Raw genomic sequence first — 17,777 nt, forward strand, 5'->3', positions numbered from 1 at the left:
AGTATTCAGGAAAAGTCTATTAAAAAGATAAGAACTGGCTTTAAGATTGTTTCGTGAAAGATGGTGTAAAGGAATGAGGTGGAAGCTTAGAATTCCTTTAATCTTATTGACGATGGGGCTAATGTCTAAACTCTATCAACTATTCATAGGTAATGGTTCCTTTTTCAATAGCTTACTCTATATCTTCTTAACAGGTGGAGTGATTTTTATATTGGAACGAACGGGCATTAACAATCAGAAGGTACATTTTTCATTTGGTGTGCTGATTATAATTGCCGGTATATTGGTAGATTATTTCTCATAATAAGATATGATTTTTAGTAAAACGAATTCTCGTACTAAGATGGAGGTGTTTCTAATGAGTTTAACGATTGATAGTAAGATTAATAATGTTTTTATTCATGTATCGAACTTAAAGTACTCAGCCACATGGTATGCGACTTTGATGGGGTTAACAATTAATCAGGAAAAAATTCAATCTCCTGTATTTAATTTACCTGTTACAGGTGAAACAGGATTGACCCTTGATGATCATACAAAAGACCCAAGCTTTGTTTTTAAACCGGCTTCACATGCGATGTTTAATTTGTACACCAGTGATATTGATAAGGCTTATCAATTTGTCATCTCAAATGATATAAAAATAGTAAAAGAAATGGAATGGGTAGGTGATTTGGCTTATTTCCTCATTGCTGACCCTGATGAAAATGTATTGATGCTATGCAATAAGTAAAAAATGAACCCAGTTCGCAAAAAAGAAGCGGACTGGGTTCATTTTTTTTATTTGGTTAGTGAATCTTGAGTTGTTTCTGTTGTTGCTCCTTCAAGAAACTTTAAAGCAGCTGTTCCTAGTGTTTTAGCTGCGATAAGAAGGGAGCGCTCATCAATATTAAATCGTGGGTGATGATGGGGATAGGTAATTTGCCAATTAGGATCCTGTGCCCCTGTAAAGAAGAATGCTCCTTTTACATGTTGGAGATAATAAGCGAAATCTTCTCCACCCATAAGCGGATCACATTCTACTACTTCTGTTACTTCTTCAATTTCCTTAGAGATATTCGCAATAAAAGTTGCCTCTTCTGCATGGTTAACAACAGCGGGGTAGCCCCGTTTGTATTGGTAGTCATAAGTTGCCCCAAATAGCTGGCATGTTGAACTTAAATAGTTATCAAGCTCTTTTTCTATTAAATCACGTGTATCCTCATCAAAGGTTCTTACTGTACCGATTAGTTTAGCTGTATCAGCAATGACATTAAAAGGGTTTAATGCCTCAAAATGACCAACTGAGACGACTGCTGGATGAAGAGGGTTCGCTCGGCGAGAAACAATTTGCTGTGCACTTGCGACAAATTGGGAGCCAACCATCACTGCATCTTTTGTTAAATGTGGTTCAGATCCATGACCACCTTGTCCTTGGATGAGAATATCGAATTGGTCTGCTGCAGCCATAATAGGTCCTTCTTTAACTTGTATCGTGCCAAGAGGGAAGGTGGACCAAATATGTGTGCCAAATATGGCGTCAACACCATCTAAGCAACCATCTTCAATCATAGAAATTGCACCACCAGGGGCAATTTCTTCAGCGAATTGGTGAATAAAAACAATTGTTCCTTCAATGTCTTCCTGGATTTTATTAAGTGCTTTAGCTAAAACGAGTAAAGTTGCTGTGTGTCCGTCATGGCCACAAGCATGCATCGCACCGTCGATTTTTGATTTATATGGAAGGTCATTTTCTTCTTGAATGGCTAATGCATCGAAATCAGCTCGAAGCGCAACTGTTTTACCTGGTTTTCCACCACGAAGCGTAGCCACAACACCCCTGCCACCAACACCGGTACGAACGTCATGACCGAGGTTTTCATGATAATCGGCTATATAAGCAGGTGTTTTCACTTCTTGATACGAGATTTCAGGATATTCATGTAGAAACCGGCGGATAGAAATCATTTCTTCTTCGTACTCTTTTAATAAAGCAAATAATTTTTCCATTATGTGAACGCCTCTTTTCAAAAAGATTTAAATAATTGAATAGTATAATTATAGGAAAATTGAGTCACCAGGTCCAACTGGTAATCCAAGAAGGTACCAAATGGAGAACAGAATAATCCATCCGATGGCAAAACAAATTGAGTAAGGTAATAGGGCAGAGATTAATGTTCCAATCCCAATTGATTTATCATGCTTTCTAGCGAAAGATAATAAAATAGCAAAGTAGGCGAGCATTGGCGTAATCGGGTTCGTTATGGAATCACCAATACGGTAAGCCATTTGTGTAAATGCTGGACTATAACCTAAATACATAAACATTGGTACAAAAATAGTGGCTAAAAGTGCCCATTTGGCTGATGCACTGGCAATTAAAAGATTAATAAATGCACAAATAATAATAAAACCAATTAACATTGGTAATCCTGTGAAATTCATTGCTTGTAAGAGCTCAGCGCCTTTAATAGCAAGAATAGGACCAATATTACTCCAATTAAAGAAAGCAATCATTTGCGCTGCGACAAATGCCAATACAATAAATGGAGCTAAATCAGCAATGGATTTGAACATTTTATCTGCGACATCTTTATCAGATTTGATCGTCTTTGCTCCGATGCCGAAAGCAATAGCTGGTAGTAAGAATAAGAATAGCATAATCGGTACAATACCTGACATAAATGGACTATTGATAAAAGAACCTGTTTCAGCATCTCTTAACCATCCATTTTCAGGAATAACAGCGATAAGTAAAATGGCGATATAAGCAAAAACTGTGATACCAGCCCATTTTAATCCCCGTTTTTCAGCGCTTGTAATTTCTGCAATCGCTTCTACTTTACCATCGTATTTACTAAATCGTGGTTCGACAAACTTAACGGTTACCCACGTAGCTAGTCCAACGAGTAGAAAGGTTGAGGCAATCAAGAAATAATAGTTCATTGTCGGATTACCGATATAATTAGGATCGACCATTTTTGCAGCTTGTTCGGTAATACCAGCTAACAATACATCAAGTGAATTTAGTAGAATATTAGCTGAAAAACCACCACCAACTGCAGCATACGTAGCAATTAAACCTACTAGCGGGCTTCTGCCGACACTCATAAAGATAAGTGCAGCAATAGGTGGGAATACAATAAATGCTGCATCAGCGGCTACGCCACCCACAATTGCTGTAAAAAGAACGACTGGAAGGATGAGCTTCTTAGGTGCACTTAAAACTGATTTTTTCATAACAAGTTGTATAAGACCAGTGGCTTCTGCAACGCCTACGCCAAGCATAGTGACAAGTACTAGTCCTAGTGGAGCGAAGGAGGTGAAATTGCTAACCATATTGGTGAGAATCTGTTCTATCCCTGCTCGGTTGAGAAGATTAATTACTTCTATCGGTTCTCCAGAACTAGGGTCAGTAGCAGAAACACCAATCTTAGCAAGTAAAAAAGATAAAATAAGTATCATACCTGACATGATTACAAATAGTGTGATAGGATCTGGTAATTTATTTCCTGCTCTTTCAATGCTATCGAGGAATCGATCAGTTAATTTCTTTTTAGCAGGTAAAGGTGCTTGTTGTTTTGGAATTGCGCTCATATATACCCTCCTTGTTGATTAACTTTTTTGAAAATTATAAGGGTATTACGAGGAAAAAACTATGTGATGAACTCTAAAAAAAATATATTTATTTAGATTATACTACAAAATTATACACTTTCTGATGATTAAAAGAAGTAGACAAACCTACATATATCATAGGAAGTATGTAATTTCTAACACTTTATCTCACTAATGAATTTAAGTGGTGAAAAATATAAGACTATGGAAATTAAATAGTAAGTAATAAGGGTTTTCTTGTGAAAATTGTAATAAATGGTTAGAAGTTGAAACTTTCACTTGTGGGATTCGTACATCATTATGATGGGAGGGTGTTTGATTAATGAGGTTGATCAAAAGAAAAAAGAGCAAAAAGAAGAAAGAATCCATTTGGGATGTTTTATTTGAAATCGTCTTGTGGATCCCTGAGATTCTATTATGGCCATTAAGAGCTTTATTTTTTCTTGGAAGGAAAACCTACCATTTCTTTATTTCTAATTAAGGAATAAGGTTCTTACTTCCCTTTCTTTCTTTTTTCTTATAATATGGTATTGGTGAAAAGAATAGGACATTGTTTACAGCATGATAAACAGTTTATAAATAAAAGGTAGGTATAGGATGGAACAATTGATATTAGATCTTGTAAATTGGTTTAAAGATTTATCATATATAGGTATTTTTCTTGCTCTTTGTATCGAATTTATTCCGGCTGAAGTTGTTTTACCGTTGGCTGGTTTTTGGGTGTCTGAAGGAGACATGTTATTCTGGGGTGTAGTCATTGCCGGCTCTTTAGGTGGTGTTGTCGGCCCGCTTACATTATATGCAGTGGGTCGTTACGGTGGTAGACCTATATTAGAGAAGTACGGCAAGTATTTTTTTATGTCCCCAGAGAATTTAGAGAAAGCGGATGAGTTTTTTGCTAAACACGGGGCATTTGTTGCTTTTTCTGCTCGTTTTCTTCCAGGGGTGAGAACAGTGATTTCTGTCCCTTGTGGGATGGCAAAAATGAATCCTTGGGTTTTCTCACTATATACATTATTAGCGATGACCCCGATTACATTCTTTTATGTTTACTTAGGTGTACAATTAGGCGAAAATTGGTCAGATGTAAAACCAATACTAAACCAATATCTTGTTCCAATTGGTATAGTACTCGTTATTTTGTTTGTCATCTATTTGCTTATAAAAAGAAGGAAAAATCAAAAAGCAGAATCCCTTTCAGATTTCTTAGGAAAAAAATAAAAATGAAAAGCCGTGACCTCACTGATAGATTAGTGAGGTCATGGCTTTTTTATTTTAATAGCAAAAATTCTCGAAATTTAAAAGTCGATCAGTTATTTGCAGAATGTGACCAATCAGATTAGCAGGCACACAAGGAAACAGATACAAGTAGTGAATACGCGCAGAAAACAAAAAGAGAAGGAAAAGAATTGCGCGCAAGTAACGTATACGCGCATAAATGATAAGGAAAGGGAGGGAATTGAGCGCAAGTAACGTATACGCGCACAAATGATAAGGAAAGGGAAGGGAAGGGAATTGCGCGCAAGTAGTGAATACGCGCAAAAGACAAAAGAAAAAGGCAGAGAATTGCGCACAAGTAATGTATACGCGCAAAAGACAAAAGAAAAAGGCAGAGAATTGCGCGCAAGTAATGTATACGCGCACAAGGCAAAAGAAAAAGGCAGAGAATTGCGCGCAAGTAGTGAATACGCGCACAAGACAAAAGAAAAAGGCAGAGAATTGCGCGCAAGTAGTGAATACGCGCACAAGACAAAAGAAAAAGGCAGAGAATTGCGCGCAAGTAATGTATACGCGCACAAGGCAAAAGAAAAAGGCAGAGAATTGCGCGCAAGTAGTGAATACGCGCAAAAGACAAAAGAAAAAGGCAGAGAATTGCGCGCAAGTAATGTATACGCGCACTAGGCAAAAGAAAAAGGCAAAGAATTGCGCGCAAGTAGTGAATACGCGCAAAAGACAAAAGAAAAAGGCAGAGAATTGCGCGCAAGTAATGTATACGCGCACAAGGCAAAAGAAAAAGGCAGAGAATTGCGCGCAAGTAGTGAATACGCGCACAAGACAAAAGAAAAAGGCAAAGAATTGCGCGTAAGTAGTGAATACGCGCAAAAGACAAAAGAAAAAGGCAAAGAATTGCGCGTAAGTAGTGAATACGCGCAAAAGACAAAAGAAAAAGGCAGAGAATTGCGCGCAAGTAGTGAATACACGCAAAAGACAAAAGAAAAAGGCAGAGAATTGCGCGCAAGTAGTGTACACGCGCACAATTCAAAAGAAAAAGGCAGAGAACTGTGCGCAAATTATGTAAACGCGCAAAAGACAGGCAGAGAACATGCACAAGTCGTGTTTATATGCCAAGATTACAAGCAAAGTAGAGGATGCTATGGGCATAAATAAAATGTATATCGATAGCTTGAGGTTTTTAAAAGGAGCTAGATCGACAGAAGGATTCTGTGTAATTTAATTATTTTCCATAAGCTGTTGAATTCACTCATCTTTCTTTCTTCTTTCTAAAAGAATCACATCTCTCCATCCGTTTACATGCTTGGCGATTTTCTCACGGATTCCTACTTGGCGAAATCCGTGTTTTTTATGTAAAGAGAGACTTGCGTGGTTTTGTGGAAAGATACTGGCTTGCAATGTCCAGATTCCATGCTTCTCACTTTCAATGATTAAATTTGATAATAATATTGAGCCAATCCCTGTTCCTTGATATCCATTGAGAATATAAATACTTATTTCCGCAACGCCCTTATATACCTCTCTATTCGAATAAGGAGTGAGGGCAGCCCAGCCAACCACTTGCTGTCCATCTTTAGCAACTAAACGAGCATAAGGTAAATGTTTCTCATGCCAGTTATGCCAGTTTGGTGTTTCCTGCTCGAAAGTAGCTAAGCCGCTATCTATCCCTTGTTGGTAGATCTCTTTTACTGATTCCCAGTCTTCAACTACTAATGATTCGATTTTCATAGCTATTCCCTCCTCTATATCTCCTATTTTTAAAAAAAAGTCTTTTTATAAAAGGAGATAATTGTTAATAGTGTAATATCTCTTATAAGAAAAAGATATCAATCATTTCTAAGGAGGAGTATAAATGAGGAGTTATGTATCGAAAAGTAAGCGAGGTATTAATCGTGAATCTCTCCCGTTTAAATTGTACGAGAAGGCAAAGAAATTTGGTGTGTGGGACCCTCGTGACATTGACTTTAGTCAAGATAAGAAAGATTGGCACACTTTATCAAAAGAACAACAGGGTTCGATACTCAGACTAGTTGCCTTGTTCTATAGCGCTGAAGAGGCTGTAACAAAAGATATTCTGCCACTGATTTATGCGATATCAAAACAAGGTCAATTTGAAGAAGAAATGTATTTAACGACCTTTCTTTTTGAGGAAGCAAAACATACAGTGTTCTTTCATTTGTTTTTAAAGGAAGTAGGTATAGAAAGAGATTTGAATAATTATCATTCAGAAGCATATTTAAATGTGTTTGATGAAATCCTTCCGCAAACGATGGAAAAGCTATTGGTAGATCAGACTCCACAAACAATAGCTGATGCAGCAGTTGTATACAATATGTTTGTTGAAGGTATATTGGCGGAAACAGGGTATTGGAATTTCTATGAAAACCTACAAGACTTAAAAAAACTACCAGGCTTACTTGAAGGGATATCTTATATTAAAAGAGATGAGTCGAGACATATTGGCTTCGGCACTTTTTTGCTACAACGTCTTATTACTGAAGATGACTCTATGTTTGATTATATTATGAATAAACTTCATCATCTCATGCCAATTGCCGAGGCAATTAATCAAATGCCTGAAGAAGTTAACCCATTTGGGGTGAAATTAGCAGATAGCAGAGCTTTTATGCTGAAGCAGTTACATGCAAGAATAGAAGTTTTACGTAGAGCGAAAGGTAAAACCTTAGAAGAAATTTATAAAATGGAACTTGTTGTAGAGTAGGATATGCTGTTCTTTTAAGCCGTTCATAAAGAATGGCTTTTTATTTTGAAAAGAGTAAATTCCTTCTTTATATTGAATTTAGTGACATGTTTTCTTAAGCTTGCTTTATATAAATAGAGGTTGGATATGAATGGATATGGATTGTTGAGTAGTGTTAGAATAAAGAATGAATCAATATAGAGAGGTCATTATGGATATATCTTACTTAGGATTAGCACTGGTAGAGTCATGGGGGATTGAAACGAGCACAAAATGGAAGATGGAGAATCCTGCTTTAGGACAATGTGGTGTCACAGCCTTAGTTGTTCAAGAATATTTAGGTGGAGAAATTGTGAAAACATTGATCGGCGAGATGTGGCATTTCTACAATAAAATAGGAGATAACTATATAGATTTTACAGTTAGCCAATTCGATCCTGCCATTGATTATAAGCCTGTTATTTCTAATAGACTGGAAGCATTTGAGGATACCAATATCAATCAGTATCGTTATTTAACAAAGGAAATGAACAATCGACTTTATTACTACTTAGAGAGGTAGGAAGAAATGATGGTAGATAGCCTTATTTTTGATTTAGATGGCACGTTATGGGATTCTAGAAAAACAGTTGCTGATTCATGGAATATCGTTATTCGAGAAGATGCAGAAGTGAAGAAAGAATTAACAGTAGCAGATTTAAAAGCAACAATGGGGCTAAGAATGCATGAAATTATGGAAAGACTGTTCCCTTATTTAAGTAAGGAGAAAAGAGAATCGTTATTAGAAGATCTTAGCAAAGAGGAACTAGAACATATCCGGAACTATGGAGGGACACTATACCCAAAAGTAGAGGAAACCTTGTCAGAGTTGGCTAAGACCTATCAATTGTTCATCGTAAGTAATTGCCAAGAAGGATATATTGAAGCGTTCTACGAGGCACATGGATTGGAAAAATATTTTCAGGACTTTGAAAACCCAGGAAGAACTGGATTATCTAAAGGGGAAAATATACAACTCATTATAAAGAGAAACAATCTACAGTCTCCCATTTATATTGGCGATACAGATGGAGATAGAGAAGCTGCAAAATATGCCGGAATACCTTTTGTGTATGCGAGTTATGGTTTTGGAGAAGTGATAGACAAAGATCAAATAATTGAACAATTTCAAGACCTACTACATATGAGGCTAGAGAGGGGATAGCTTATGAAAGCATTGGTCATATTATTCCCGGCATACGCTGATTTTGAAATTAGTCATAGTTTATTTTTACTTCGAAAAGTCGCAAAAATGGAAATTGTTACTACAACGGTTGATGGATCGCCAGTCACAAGTATTGGTGGTTTAAAAACAGCAATTGATGTCTCATTAGAAAATCTGAATATAAATGATTACCATTTTATTTTAATCCCCGGTGGTGATGGAATTGATAACGAGCTACTGAATAATAAATGGTTAATTCAGCAAATTCAATCAGCATTCCATTCACGTATTCCGATTGCATCTATCTGTGCATCGGCATTAATTCTCGGAAAAGCAGGTATATTGTCTGGTGAGCAATTCACTTGTTTAGCACATACTTATGATAAGTATCAATCACTCTTTGAACCAAGCTTCTATACAGGACAACCAATTGAAGTAAGTAATCGCATAATTACGGCTAAAGGAACATCCTTTGCTGCTTTTGCAATTGCCGCGCTTAAACTAACTGGTGTGGAACTCACTGACCAAGAGTGGGAAAAATGGCGCCAGTTTTGCATGATAACATAGTATTTATTTGATATGAAGTAAATCAGAAGAAACTAGTAATCACTTATATATTGGTTTTGAAAGAAAAAACACAAGGGGTGTGTTATTTTTGGATGAACGTAATGATTTAATTGGTGATATGTTAAAAAGCAAAAAATCTACGCAACTGCCAGGACAAGGTAAACCACTTCCTAAAGGCTATCTACAGAGGGATATTTTTCAAAACTTCCAAAAAGTTGCCAAGGATGCTGGTTACTTACCTCCATGGTTAACACTTCAAAAGGAAATCGCAGTGCTTGTACATCAAGCACAAAGTAAACAAGATATTGCCACCATTAATGAAAAAATTAAAAAATACAATTCGATTTGTCCACCACAAATGCAGCGCTACCCAATTAGTCTAGAGGGGCTAGAAAAAGCAAAAACACTATGGTGAAAAAAGTCCACTCGAACAGATTCTTATTCGTTTGATAGTCAGCCTGTTATACTTGCAAGAAAAGGAGGCGATCATTTTGAGTAAAATTATATTATTCGATGGGGAATGCAATTTTTGTGATCAGAGTGTGCAGTTTATATTGAAGAGGGACCATCAGGGTGATTTTTATTTTGCCTCCTTACAAGGTGAAAACGGGCAATCTCTATTAAGAAAACATGAAATAGATCCTGCAACTGATAGTTTTATATATATAGAAGATGATCGTGCCTATGATCAATCAACTGCTGCAATTAAAGTATTGCAACAATTAAGGGGAATGTGGAAACTAATAGCTGTCTTCCGTATCATTCCAAAACCGATCAGAGATAAGATGTATCAATTTATTGCTAAGCGGAGATATAAGTGGTTTGGTAAAAAGGAAAGTTGCCGTTTACCCTCACCGGAAATTCGAAAAAGATTTCTAGATTAATCTGATTGATTGGTAATCAAAAAAATAGGCATACATTTCATTTTAATAACATATATTGTGGTTTAGTTGTTAAAAGACACGGTCAATCTACAAAAAAAAAACAGAAGGTGTTCTTCTGTTTTTTTTAAGCAGTTGGTTTATTAAAATACTTTGTTGTAAAGGAAGTTAAAATTGCAAGAACTGTGTACAATACTGTCCAAATCATAAAGGTTCCATTATAGATTGTAAAGGAGAGTAAAGTAAAGATAATTGCTGTTAATAAAGGAACGAGATACATATTCCGTTTTTTCCAAGCCACAAGAATAGAAGCGGCTAATACAATAGTTGGATAGATAAGTATGGTTAATACGAGTGTCATTTTAAATCGCCTCCATTATCTCTATACCCGAAAAATAAAAAAAGAACCATTTTCGGTTCTTTAAAATTCTTTTTGGGAGATAGGAAGAAATAATTTAATACCCCTACGATTAAAAGGAAGGAGTTTGGAGTCAAGCGCAAGATGACTAATATATCCCGTCATACAAGCAATATAAGCTCCATTTATGCCCGTCGATAATTGAAAAAAATCAGCAATAAAATGAAAGAATACTACACCTAAAATAGAATGAGTGTAACTCCTGTGTGGGACAAATGATGCTATAAGAATATAGCAGCCCATGAGCATAAGCCAAACTTCTTGTAATAATATTCCGCACACAATGACTCCTATACCAGTAATGATAAGCATATGTCGCTGCTTTATATAGGAAGATAAAAGAAACATCGCAAGTCCAATCCCCATGCTTACCCATTGATCTAAGGCTGTAGCTTCATAAAAACTATAAAAAATAATTAACAATCCAATCATTTGCGCAGTTGCTTTAATAAATTTGTGAGAGAGGGTGATTTTATTTCTCAGTTTACCATCGATATCTAGATCTGGTAAAAGTGCAGATATTGTGCCAATACCAATAAGCGCTAATGTGGCCGATGGCGTTGCTTGGAGTGTATTTGCGGTCACAAAACCTGCAACAGCACCAATACTCGCATGAGCGGTACCATTCACTTTAATTCCACCTTTTTCTAAGTTGTCTTTTTCTATTCTACAATAAAACATCTGTTCTGTTTATGCTTTTTGCAGGAAAAATGTCAAATGAACAAGAATTTATGTTAAATACTTTAATTAATGGGAATCAACCTCTCTTTTTTTCATCTTTTAAAACAATTTTGCCATAAGGAAGGTTAGGTACGATCCTCTTTATGGGTAAATACATTAAAATAAGTGGAATAAAAGGTTATGGTCACAGTTTAAACGAATGACTATCGTTTTTATGTTTAAGATACAAAAAAGAGGAGAGGGACAATGAACTGGACACATCCATTTGCACTGGCAGTATTAGCTTTCTGGGCGTCTTATTTTATGAATGATTCATTAAGCATCTCTTTATTAGTGGCGTTGGGTGGATTCATCATCGGTTTGATATTCTCATTATTGATCTTTAAGAAGGCAAAAAGAAAACATATATGACAAGGAACTAAGAATTTATATTCCTATGAAGAGGGTGATGACGATACAAGCGGTTTTATTTGATTTTGACGGGACATTAGCTAATACATTGCCACTGTGCATTTATTCATTGCAAGAAGTGTTTCTTAAATTTGATCAGCGAGAATTAGCTGTGAAAGAAGCAAAAGAGTGGTTAGGAAATTCTGAAAAGAAGATTATAGAAGAGCATTTAATAAGCAATCAGAAATTAGACGCAATAGAATATTATTATAATGTTTATAAGAACAACCATTCAAGGCTAGTAGATAATAATAGAGAAATTGACCATTTATTGTCTTATTTGAAAGAGGAAGGAATTAAGCTGGCGATCGTTACGGGGAAAGGAAGAAGAAGTTTGCAGATTTCTTTAGAATGTCTGCATATGACAACCATTTTTGACTGTATAGTTACGGGAGATGATGTAGTGCAAGCAGAACCTGATCCAGAAGGTATCACTCTAGCCTTATCCATGTTAGATGTACCGGCATCCGAGGTGATTTTTTTAGGGGATAGCAATTGTGATATCGAAGCAGGGTTAAAGGCGAATATTTATACAGCGGGTGTGCATTGGCTACCTGATGGTAAGACAACTGAATTTAAGGTGATACCAGATTCAGCTTTTTTAACGGTGGATGAATTTTTAGAATTTTTAAAATTAGGTGCTTTACACGAGAGTTAACAAAATAAATAGATGAATAGGAGGTAAGGAAGCAATGAGTATTCAATATCCAATAGGCGAATTTTCTGTATGTGAAGAGGAAATTAATGAGAACAAGATTAATACTTGGATAATGGAAATAGAGAAATTTCCGCGCCTACTCCGTAAAGTTGTAGAAGAGCTTACTGAAGATGAACTAAATATACCCTATAGAACAGGGGGATGGACAGTGCGGCAGCTCATTCACCATTTAGCAGATAGCCATTTAAATGCTTATTTAAGGGTAAAGTTAGCGTTAACAGAAGAAAATCCGATGATCAAGGATTATCAACAAGATCAATGGGCACGTTTAGAAGACTATCATCTACCAATTGAAGTGTCTTTAAGTATGATAGAAACTGTTCATTTGCGTTGGACTGTTGTGCTAAAAAGTTTGTCTATTCATGATTGGGAGCGCACGTTTGTTCATCCTGAATCGGGACAAATTTCCATTGGGAAAGCAATTGGAATGTATGCATGGCATGGGCGCCATCACCTTGCTCATATTACGACTAAGCATAAAGGTGAGAAATGAATGAAGGATAAAAAATGGGGAGAATTTACGATTTCTCTTAATAAATCATATTTAGATAGAGAGTTAATTTATCAGTTTTTACATAATGAAGCGTATTGGTCAATCAATATTCCTAGAGAAGTCGTGATGAAATCGATTGATGAAAGTAGGCTAGTTTTTGGGCTGTATAGAGGTAGGTTCGATGGTGATTTTGAGCAAGTAGGGTTTGCAAGAGCAGTCACAGATTTATCTACATTTGCTTATCTATGTGATGTTTTTATTTTACCTCAATACAGAGGAAAAGGCCTTTCGAAATGGTTGGTCGAAACAATCATTTGGCATCCAGATTTACATGATATTCGTAAATTTATGTTGGCAACAAAGGATGCCCATTCGTTGTACGAAAGATTTGGGTTTGAAACAGTTGAATTCCCTGATTTGTTATTGCAAAGGGTAAGGAAAGTACCTTATTAATCGTTCTTTAGAAAGGTGTAATCGTTTGTGAAAAGGTTACTATTTACATGTTGAGATGCTTTTTTATACATTAACTAGTTCTTTTGGTATGGTAAATTACCATTATTATTAAAGCAATATTCTAAAAATATTGAATTATAAAGATGGAATCGATAAAATGTATAAATATAGAAATAGAAAAGGGGTGTCACATGAAAATGGAACTGATTAGACATACCATTCGTGCAAGAGAAACATATGAAGTGAAGATAGAGTCATCGTTATTATGGGAGTGTGCCCTCGGAATCGCAGCCGTGACAAATACGCGTTTAATTTCACATATGGAAAAGCCGATGGAGGAATGGGATAATATTAAAAAAAAATTATCAAACGAGCTCCTAAATGAACTAGATATCGTCCAAAAGCACAATACATGGAAGGCATTGCTACAATTATTACATCAAAAAGAATTTGATAGTTTACATATGTTTGTTGATTATATTAATCATTTATCAGATAGAACGTTACGCTTTATATGTTTACCTTATATCGGATCGGATTTCCAACAATTAAGGTGTGATGCTTCAACAACAGATGAAACAGCGATAAAAGATATGCAGGAAGTAACGGAAAATAATTCTTTCTTTCCAAAATATGTTGAATATATTAGCTCTTCAGATGCAGATTTTTTGAAAAGGCATTTGGTTACAGTAATGACAGGCTGGTATGAAGCAATTATCAAACCAGAAGAAAAGCAGCTACGAAACATTCTCGAAAAAGATAAAAAGCTAAAAGAGTCTATGTATAAAAAGATGACAGCTGAGGAATTAGTAGAATGGGCGACAGGAGGCATCATTTATCATCCCGAACCAAGTGTAAAGAATGTGATGCTCATTCCCCAATATACATACAGGCCGTGGAATATTGAAGCTGATATAGAAGAAACAAAAGTATTCTATTACTCAGTATCGGATGAGAGTATAAGAGATACGAAGCCGTATGCAGTTAATCCATCATTAGTTCTTAGATACAAGGCATTAGGCGATGAAACAAGAATGAGAATGGTGAAATTACTTTCTGAAGGCGAATGTAGTTTACAAGAAATAACGGAGCGGTTAGCACTTGGGAAAACAACAGCTCATCACCATTTAAAAATTTTAAAAACAGCAAAACTAGTCGATACTGAAACATCTAAATATAAATTAAAACAACAAGCACTCCATTGGATGAATGAGGAAATGGGCATCTATCTTTCACAATAATGTTGAAATCAGGTGAGGAACGATAATGATAAGGATAAAGATTAACAACGAGCTAGAATTGAAGGGTTTTATGTATGAAGAGGCGGATGAACTATTTGCGCTTATTAATGAGAATCGTACATACTTACGCGAATGGCTTCCATGGGTAGATGGAACAAAATCTGTTCAAGATTCAAAAGCGTTTATTGACCATACAGTTGAACAAATGGATCGAAATACTGGCTTAACCGTTGGTATTAGAGAAAACGGAAAGTTAATCGGCATCATTGGCTATAATAAGTTGAATCATGCCAATCGGATAGGTACAATCGGGTATTGGCTTTCACAGCAGGCAGAAGGTAAAGGTGTGATGACAAAAGCTGTGCAAGCGATGATTTCCTACGGATTTACTCAGCTTAATTTAAATAAAGTAGAAATTCATGCTGCAGTTAAAAATAGTAAAAGTCGTCGTATACCTGAAAAGCTTGGTTTTGTATATGAAGGAACGATTAGAGATGGCGAATGGCTCTATCATTATTATGTTGACACAGTTATTTATGGTTTGTTGAAAAGAGAATATAAGTGATGAGCTACCATTGATGCAAGAACAAATTCTATTTAGAAGAATTTGTTCTTTTCTTTATGAATAGAGTAGGAAAAAGGATTTACTTCTAGAATCTTATTAAAGATAGAAAGTGGGTGGAGGATGAGAGATGGAAATTAAAACAGAGGCAAAGAAAAATGTAAGATGGAAGCGCTTGCTACTATGGATGGGAGGGAGTCTTCTTGGGCTGATTCTACTTGTAATCATTGGCGCTTATTATTTCTTGAATCGCCCGTTACCTCAAGTTAATGGTGATATTCAACTGAAAGGGTTACAACAAGCTGTTGAGGTGGTCCGAGATGAAATGGGTGTTCCTCATATAGAAGCAACGAATGAGTATGACCTTTACTTTTCCCAAGGATATGTACAAGCGCAAGATCGTCTATTTCAAATGGACTTAAGTAGGCGGCAGGCATCTGGGAGATTAAGTGAAGTAATTGGTGAATCGACAGTAGATACAGATAAGTATTTCCGTACCTTGGGCTTAAGAAGAGCAGCAGAAGAATCAGTAGCTGAATATTCAGATGAGGGGATGCGGGTATTAAATGCATTTGCAGACGGAGTAAATGCCTATATAGAGGAATTACATACCACTGGAAAGTGGCCAACAGAATTTACGATACTTGGCTATAAACCGGAAGCATGGAAACCAATTGACTCATTAACAATTGGTAAGTATATGGCCTTTGATTTGGGCGGACATTGGAAAGATCAAGCTTTTAGACAGTATCTGTTGCAAACATTTCCTGAAGAAAAAGCGTATGATTTATTTCCGACCTATCCAGAAGAGGCACCAACTATTATTACTAAAGAACAATTAGATTTTTCAACCGCCTTTGCTCAAGCTGTTATCCCACATGAATTCAATGGGAGTAACAATTGGGTGGTAAGCGGAGATAAAACGGCAACTGGCAAAAGTCTTTTAGCAGATGATCCCCATTTAGGGTTGGCGACTCCTTCTGTATGGTATCAAATGCACTTACAGTCTGATGAAGTGAATGTAGGTGGAGTGATATTTGCCGGAGTCCCTGGAATTATTTTAGGACATAACGAAAACATCGCATGGGGTGTGACTAATACTGGTCCTGATGTGCAAGATCTTTATATTGAAAAAAGAAATCCAGAAGATCCTCACTTGTTTCTTTATAACGACAAATGGGAGAAGGCTCAAGTGATAGCTGAGCCTATAAAGGTAAAGGATAGTGAAACAATTGATTATGAAGTCATAGAGACAAGACATGGGCCTATTATTTCAGAGTTTGCCGCCGATGCTGCTACTAGTGAAACGGCACTTTCATTACAGTGGACAGCATTAGAGGCAACGACAGAACTAGAGGCGATTTTAAATATGAATCACGCTGAAAATTGGAAAGAATTCGAAGAGGCATTAGCAGCTTTTGAAGCACCAGCACAAAATTTTGTTTTTACAGATCGAGAAGGAAATATTGCTTATAAGGCGAATGGAAAAATTCCTATCAGGAAAAAAGGAAATGGCCTATTACCTGTACCGGGATGGACAGATGAGTATGCTTGGGAAGGTGCGATTCCTTATGACGAATTACCAACTATCGTCAATCCGGAAGAAGGTTTTATTTCTACAGCCAATAATAAGGTGGTAGGAGATGATTACCGTTATCATATCAGTCACAATTGGGCGCAACCATATAGACAAATGCGTATTCAAGAAGTATTAAGTGGAAGCAATAAATTAACTGCAGAAAATATGATGGAACTACAAATGGATGAAAAGAACCTTCAGGCAGAAGAATTTGTGCCTGTGATGCTTAAGCAATTAGCAAACGAAAAAGGTGAGAACATCCAATCAGCCCTTGACATCTTATCGAAATGGGACTATCAAGATCATCAAGATCTTGCTGCTCCTTATATTTTTAATCGCTGGATGGTTGAAATAGGAGAAGCATTATTTGAAGAGCAGATTCCAAAAGAAACGTTAGAATTATTTGGTGGTAAAAGATCGGCTGTTGATCAGCTTCTGCGTAATGCATTTGCAGGTAACCCGGGGCCATGGGTGAAGGATGTAGGGGGCATTAATGAATTATTAGTTGTATCGTTAACGGAAACACTTTCACAAATACAGGAAGATGAAGGCGGCGATATGGCAAATTGGAACTGGGGAGATTATCACCAAGTTTCCTTCACACACCCGTTATCTAGCGTAGCTCCTTTAAATTATTTATTTAATTATCAAGGTAGTATGGCAACAGGAGGAAGTGCTGTCACTGTTAAGGCAGCTGCATTTAAAAATGATGGGACGGTGAATCACGGAGCATCATGGCGATTTGTTATGGATATGAACAATCCAATGCAGGCTTATCATATCGTCGGTCCAGGTCAATCTGGGCATGTATCGAGTGACTGGTATCAAAATCAAATGGCGGATTGGGTAGAGGGAGATTATCATAAGACTACTTTAGGGGAGCCTGAAGGGAAGAGACTACTCTTAACACCAGAAGAATGATTATCTAGGATTTTTGAGTTGATAAGAAGAAGATAAATCCAACGCATTTTTTTAATCGATTAAGATTTTACCCTTTTT

The 17,777-nt window shown here is 36.4% G+C and carries 23 protein-coding genes; 18 read left to right on the forward strand and 5 right to left on the reverse strand.

Annotation, left to right across the window (positions count from 1 at the left end; all coding sequences use genetic code 11):
- Nucleotides 1-73 precede the first annotated feature (73 nt).
- Together MHI57_RS21335 and MHI57_RS21340 are read left to right on the forward strand one after the other, a co-directional pair.
- Nucleotides 74-304 carry a hypothetical protein gene (locus MHI57_RS21335; protein WP_307318580.1) on the forward strand — a complete coding sequence of 77 codons (231 nt, stop codon included), beginning with the start codon at nucleotides 74-76 and terminating at the stop codon, nucleotides 302-304.
- A gap of 54 nt (nucleotides 305-358) precedes the next feature.
- Nucleotides 359-733 carry a VOC family protein gene (locus MHI57_RS21340; RefSeq protein WP_095370227.1) on the forward strand — a complete coding sequence of 125 codons (375 nt, stop codon included), beginning with the start codon at nucleotides 359-361 and terminating at the stop codon, nucleotides 731-733.
- Nucleotides 734-780: 47 nt separating this feature from the next.
- On the opposite strand, the gene MHI57_RS21345 is transcribed toward MHI57_RS21340, so the two are convergent.
- Nucleotides 781-1,989, reverse strand: a complete 1,209-nt coding sequence (locus tag MHI57_RS21345; RefSeq protein ID WP_307318577.1) for a M20 family metallopeptidase — start codon at nucleotides 1,987-1,989, stop codon at nucleotides 781-783.
- Between the two features lie 48 nt (nucleotides 1,990-2,037).
- On the reverse strand, nucleotides 2,038-3,576 hold the full coding sequence (locus MHI57_RS21350) for an AbgT family transporter (protein WP_095370225.1): 1,539 nt from the start codon (nucleotides 3,574-3,576) through the stop codon (nucleotides 2,038-2,040).
- A 618-nt stretch (nucleotides 3,577-4,194) separates the two neighbouring features.
- On the opposite strand from MHI57_RS21350, the gene MHI57_RS21355 reads away from it, so the two are divergent.
- From MHI57_RS21355 to MHI57_RS21365, 3 genes are all read left to right on the forward strand, one after another.
- Nucleotides 4,195-4,818: a DedA family protein gene (locus MHI57_RS21355; RefSeq protein ID WP_340978151.1), complete on the forward strand. Its 624-nt coding sequence runs from the start codon at nucleotides 4,195-4,197 to the stop codon at nucleotides 4,816-4,818.
- Between the two features lie 294 nt (nucleotides 4,819-5,112).
- A complete protein-coding gene (locus MHI57_RS21360) occupies nucleotides 5,113-5,499 on the forward strand; it encodes a hypothetical protein (protein ID WP_340978152.1) in 387 nt (128 codons plus the stop codon).
- Between the two features lie 21 nt (nucleotides 5,500-5,520).
- Nucleotides 5,521-5,985 carry a hypothetical protein gene (locus MHI57_RS21365; RefSeq protein WP_340978153.1) on the forward strand — a complete coding sequence of 155 codons (465 nt, stop codon included), beginning with the start codon at nucleotides 5,521-5,523 and terminating at the stop codon, nucleotides 5,983-5,985.
- Between the two features lie 90 nt (nucleotides 5,986-6,075).
- Here the strand turns inward: MHI57_RS21365 and MHI57_RS21370 are convergent, their stop codons facing one another.
- Entirely contained in the window at nucleotides 6,076-6,558 is a 483-nt protein-coding gene (locus MHI57_RS21370) for a GNAT family N-acetyltransferase (RefSeq protein ID WP_340978154.1), read from the reverse strand.
- Nucleotides 6,559-6,682: 124 nt separating this feature from the next.
- Between MHI57_RS21370 and MHI57_RS21375 the strand changes: the two genes are divergently transcribed.
- The 6 genes from MHI57_RS21375 to MHI57_RS21400 all read left to right on the forward strand — a co-directional run bounded on the left by MHI57_RS21375 (nucleotide 6,683) and on the right by MHI57_RS21400 (nucleotide 10,186).
- A complete protein-coding gene (locus MHI57_RS21375) occupies nucleotides 6,683-7,552 on the forward strand; it encodes a R2-like ligand-binding oxidase (RefSeq protein WP_340978155.1) in 870 nt (289 codons plus the stop codon).
- A gap of 190 nt (nucleotides 7,553-7,742) precedes the next feature.
- Complete coding sequence (locus MHI57_RS21380; protein WP_095370221.1) at nucleotides 7,743-8,093, forward strand: YunG family protein; 351 nt, start codon at nucleotides 7,743-7,745, stop codon at nucleotides 8,091-8,093.
- A gap of 6 nt (nucleotides 8,094-8,099) precedes the next feature.
- A complete protein-coding gene (locus tag MHI57_RS21385; protein ID WP_340978156.1) occupies nucleotides 8,100-8,735 on the forward strand; it encodes an HAD family hydrolase in 636 nt (211 codons plus the stop codon).
- A 3-nt stretch (nucleotides 8,736-8,738) separates the two neighbouring features.
- The gene (locus tag MHI57_RS21390) at nucleotides 8,739-9,302 is read left to right on the forward strand and encodes a DJ-1/PfpI family protein (protein ID WP_340978157.1); all 564 of its coding nucleotides are present in this window, start codon (nucleotides 8,739-8,741) and stop codon (nucleotides 9,300-9,302) included.
- Between the two features lie 88 nt (nucleotides 9,303-9,390).
- Nucleotides 9,391-9,717, forward strand: coding sequence for a DnaJ family domain-containing protein (locus MHI57_RS21395; RefSeq protein ID WP_445293208.1), 327 nt, complete (start codon nucleotides 9,391-9,393; stop codon nucleotides 9,715-9,717).
- A gap of 76 nt (nucleotides 9,718-9,793) precedes the next feature.
- Nucleotides 9,794-10,186 (forward strand): thiol-disulfide oxidoreductase DCC family protein, encoded by a 393-nt coding sequence (locus MHI57_RS21400; RefSeq protein WP_328199601.1) that lies wholly within the window; start codon nucleotides 9,794-9,796, stop codon nucleotides 10,184-10,186.
- Between the two features lie 124 nt (nucleotides 10,187-10,310).
- On the opposite strand, the gene MHI57_RS21405 is transcribed toward MHI57_RS21400, so the two are convergent.
- Both MHI57_RS21405 and MHI57_RS21410 read right to left on the reverse strand, forming a co-directional pair.
- Nucleotides 10,311-10,544 carry a DUF2651 family protein gene (locus MHI57_RS21405; RefSeq protein WP_095370216.1) on the reverse strand — a complete coding sequence of 78 codons (234 nt, stop codon included), beginning with the start codon at nucleotides 10,542-10,544 and terminating at the stop codon, nucleotides 10,311-10,313.
- Between the two features lie 60 nt (nucleotides 10,545-10,604).
- The gene (locus MHI57_RS21410; RefSeq protein WP_322910002.1) at nucleotides 10,605-11,231 is read right to left on the reverse strand and encodes a metal-dependent hydrolase; all 627 of its coding nucleotides are present in this window, start codon (nucleotides 11,229-11,231) and stop codon (nucleotides 10,605-10,607) included.
- Between the two features lie 297 nt (nucleotides 11,232-11,528).
- Here MHI57_RS21410 and MHI57_RS21415 point away from each other — a divergent pair, with 297 nt between their 5' ends.
- The 7 genes from MHI57_RS21415 (at nucleotide 11,529) to MHI57_RS21445 (ending at nucleotide 17,699) form a co-directional block, all read left to right on the forward strand.
- Nucleotides 11,529-11,693 carry a hypothetical protein gene (locus MHI57_RS21415; RefSeq protein WP_157733768.1) on the forward strand — a complete coding sequence of 55 codons (165 nt, stop codon included), beginning with the start codon at nucleotides 11,529-11,531 and terminating at the stop codon, nucleotides 11,691-11,693.
- Nucleotides 11,694-11,730: 37 nt separating this feature from the next.
- A complete protein-coding gene (locus tag MHI57_RS21420; protein ID WP_095370214.1) occupies nucleotides 11,731-12,390 on the forward strand; it encodes an HAD family hydrolase in 660 nt (219 codons plus the stop codon).
- Nucleotides 12,391-12,424: 34 nt separating this feature from the next.
- A complete protein-coding gene (locus MHI57_RS21425; RefSeq protein WP_095370213.1) occupies nucleotides 12,425-12,943 on the forward strand; it encodes a YfiT family bacillithiol transferase in 519 nt (172 codons plus the stop codon).
- On the forward strand, nucleotides 12,944-13,396 hold the full coding sequence (locus tag MHI57_RS21430; protein ID WP_340978159.1) for a GNAT family N-acetyltransferase: 453 nt from the start codon (nucleotides 12,944-12,946) through the stop codon (nucleotides 13,394-13,396). It abuts the gene before it with no gap.
- 197 nt (nucleotides 13,397-13,593) lie between these two features.
- The gene (locus MHI57_RS21435) at nucleotides 13,594-14,637 is read left to right on the forward strand and encodes an ArsR/SmtB family transcription factor (RefSeq protein ID WP_095373511.1); all 1,044 of its coding nucleotides are present in this window, start codon (nucleotides 13,594-13,596) and stop codon (nucleotides 14,635-14,637) included.
- A gap of 25 nt (nucleotides 14,638-14,662) precedes the next feature.
- On the forward strand, nucleotides 14,663-15,202 hold the full coding sequence (locus MHI57_RS21440; protein ID WP_340978160.1) for a GNAT family N-acetyltransferase: 540 nt from the start codon (nucleotides 14,663-14,665) through the stop codon (nucleotides 15,200-15,202).
- Nucleotides 15,203-15,329: 127 nt separating this feature from the next.
- Nucleotides 15,330-17,699, forward strand: a complete 2,370-nt coding sequence (locus MHI57_RS21445) for a penicillin acylase family protein (protein ID WP_340978161.1) — start codon at nucleotides 15,330-15,332, stop codon at nucleotides 17,697-17,699.
- Nucleotides 17,700-17,777 lie beyond the last annotated feature (78 nt).

This window comes from Cytobacillus sp. FSL K6-0129, assembly GCF_038007625.1.
GTDB lineage: Bacteria > Bacillota > Bacilli > Bacillales > Cytobacillaceae > Cytobacillus > Cytobacillus kochii.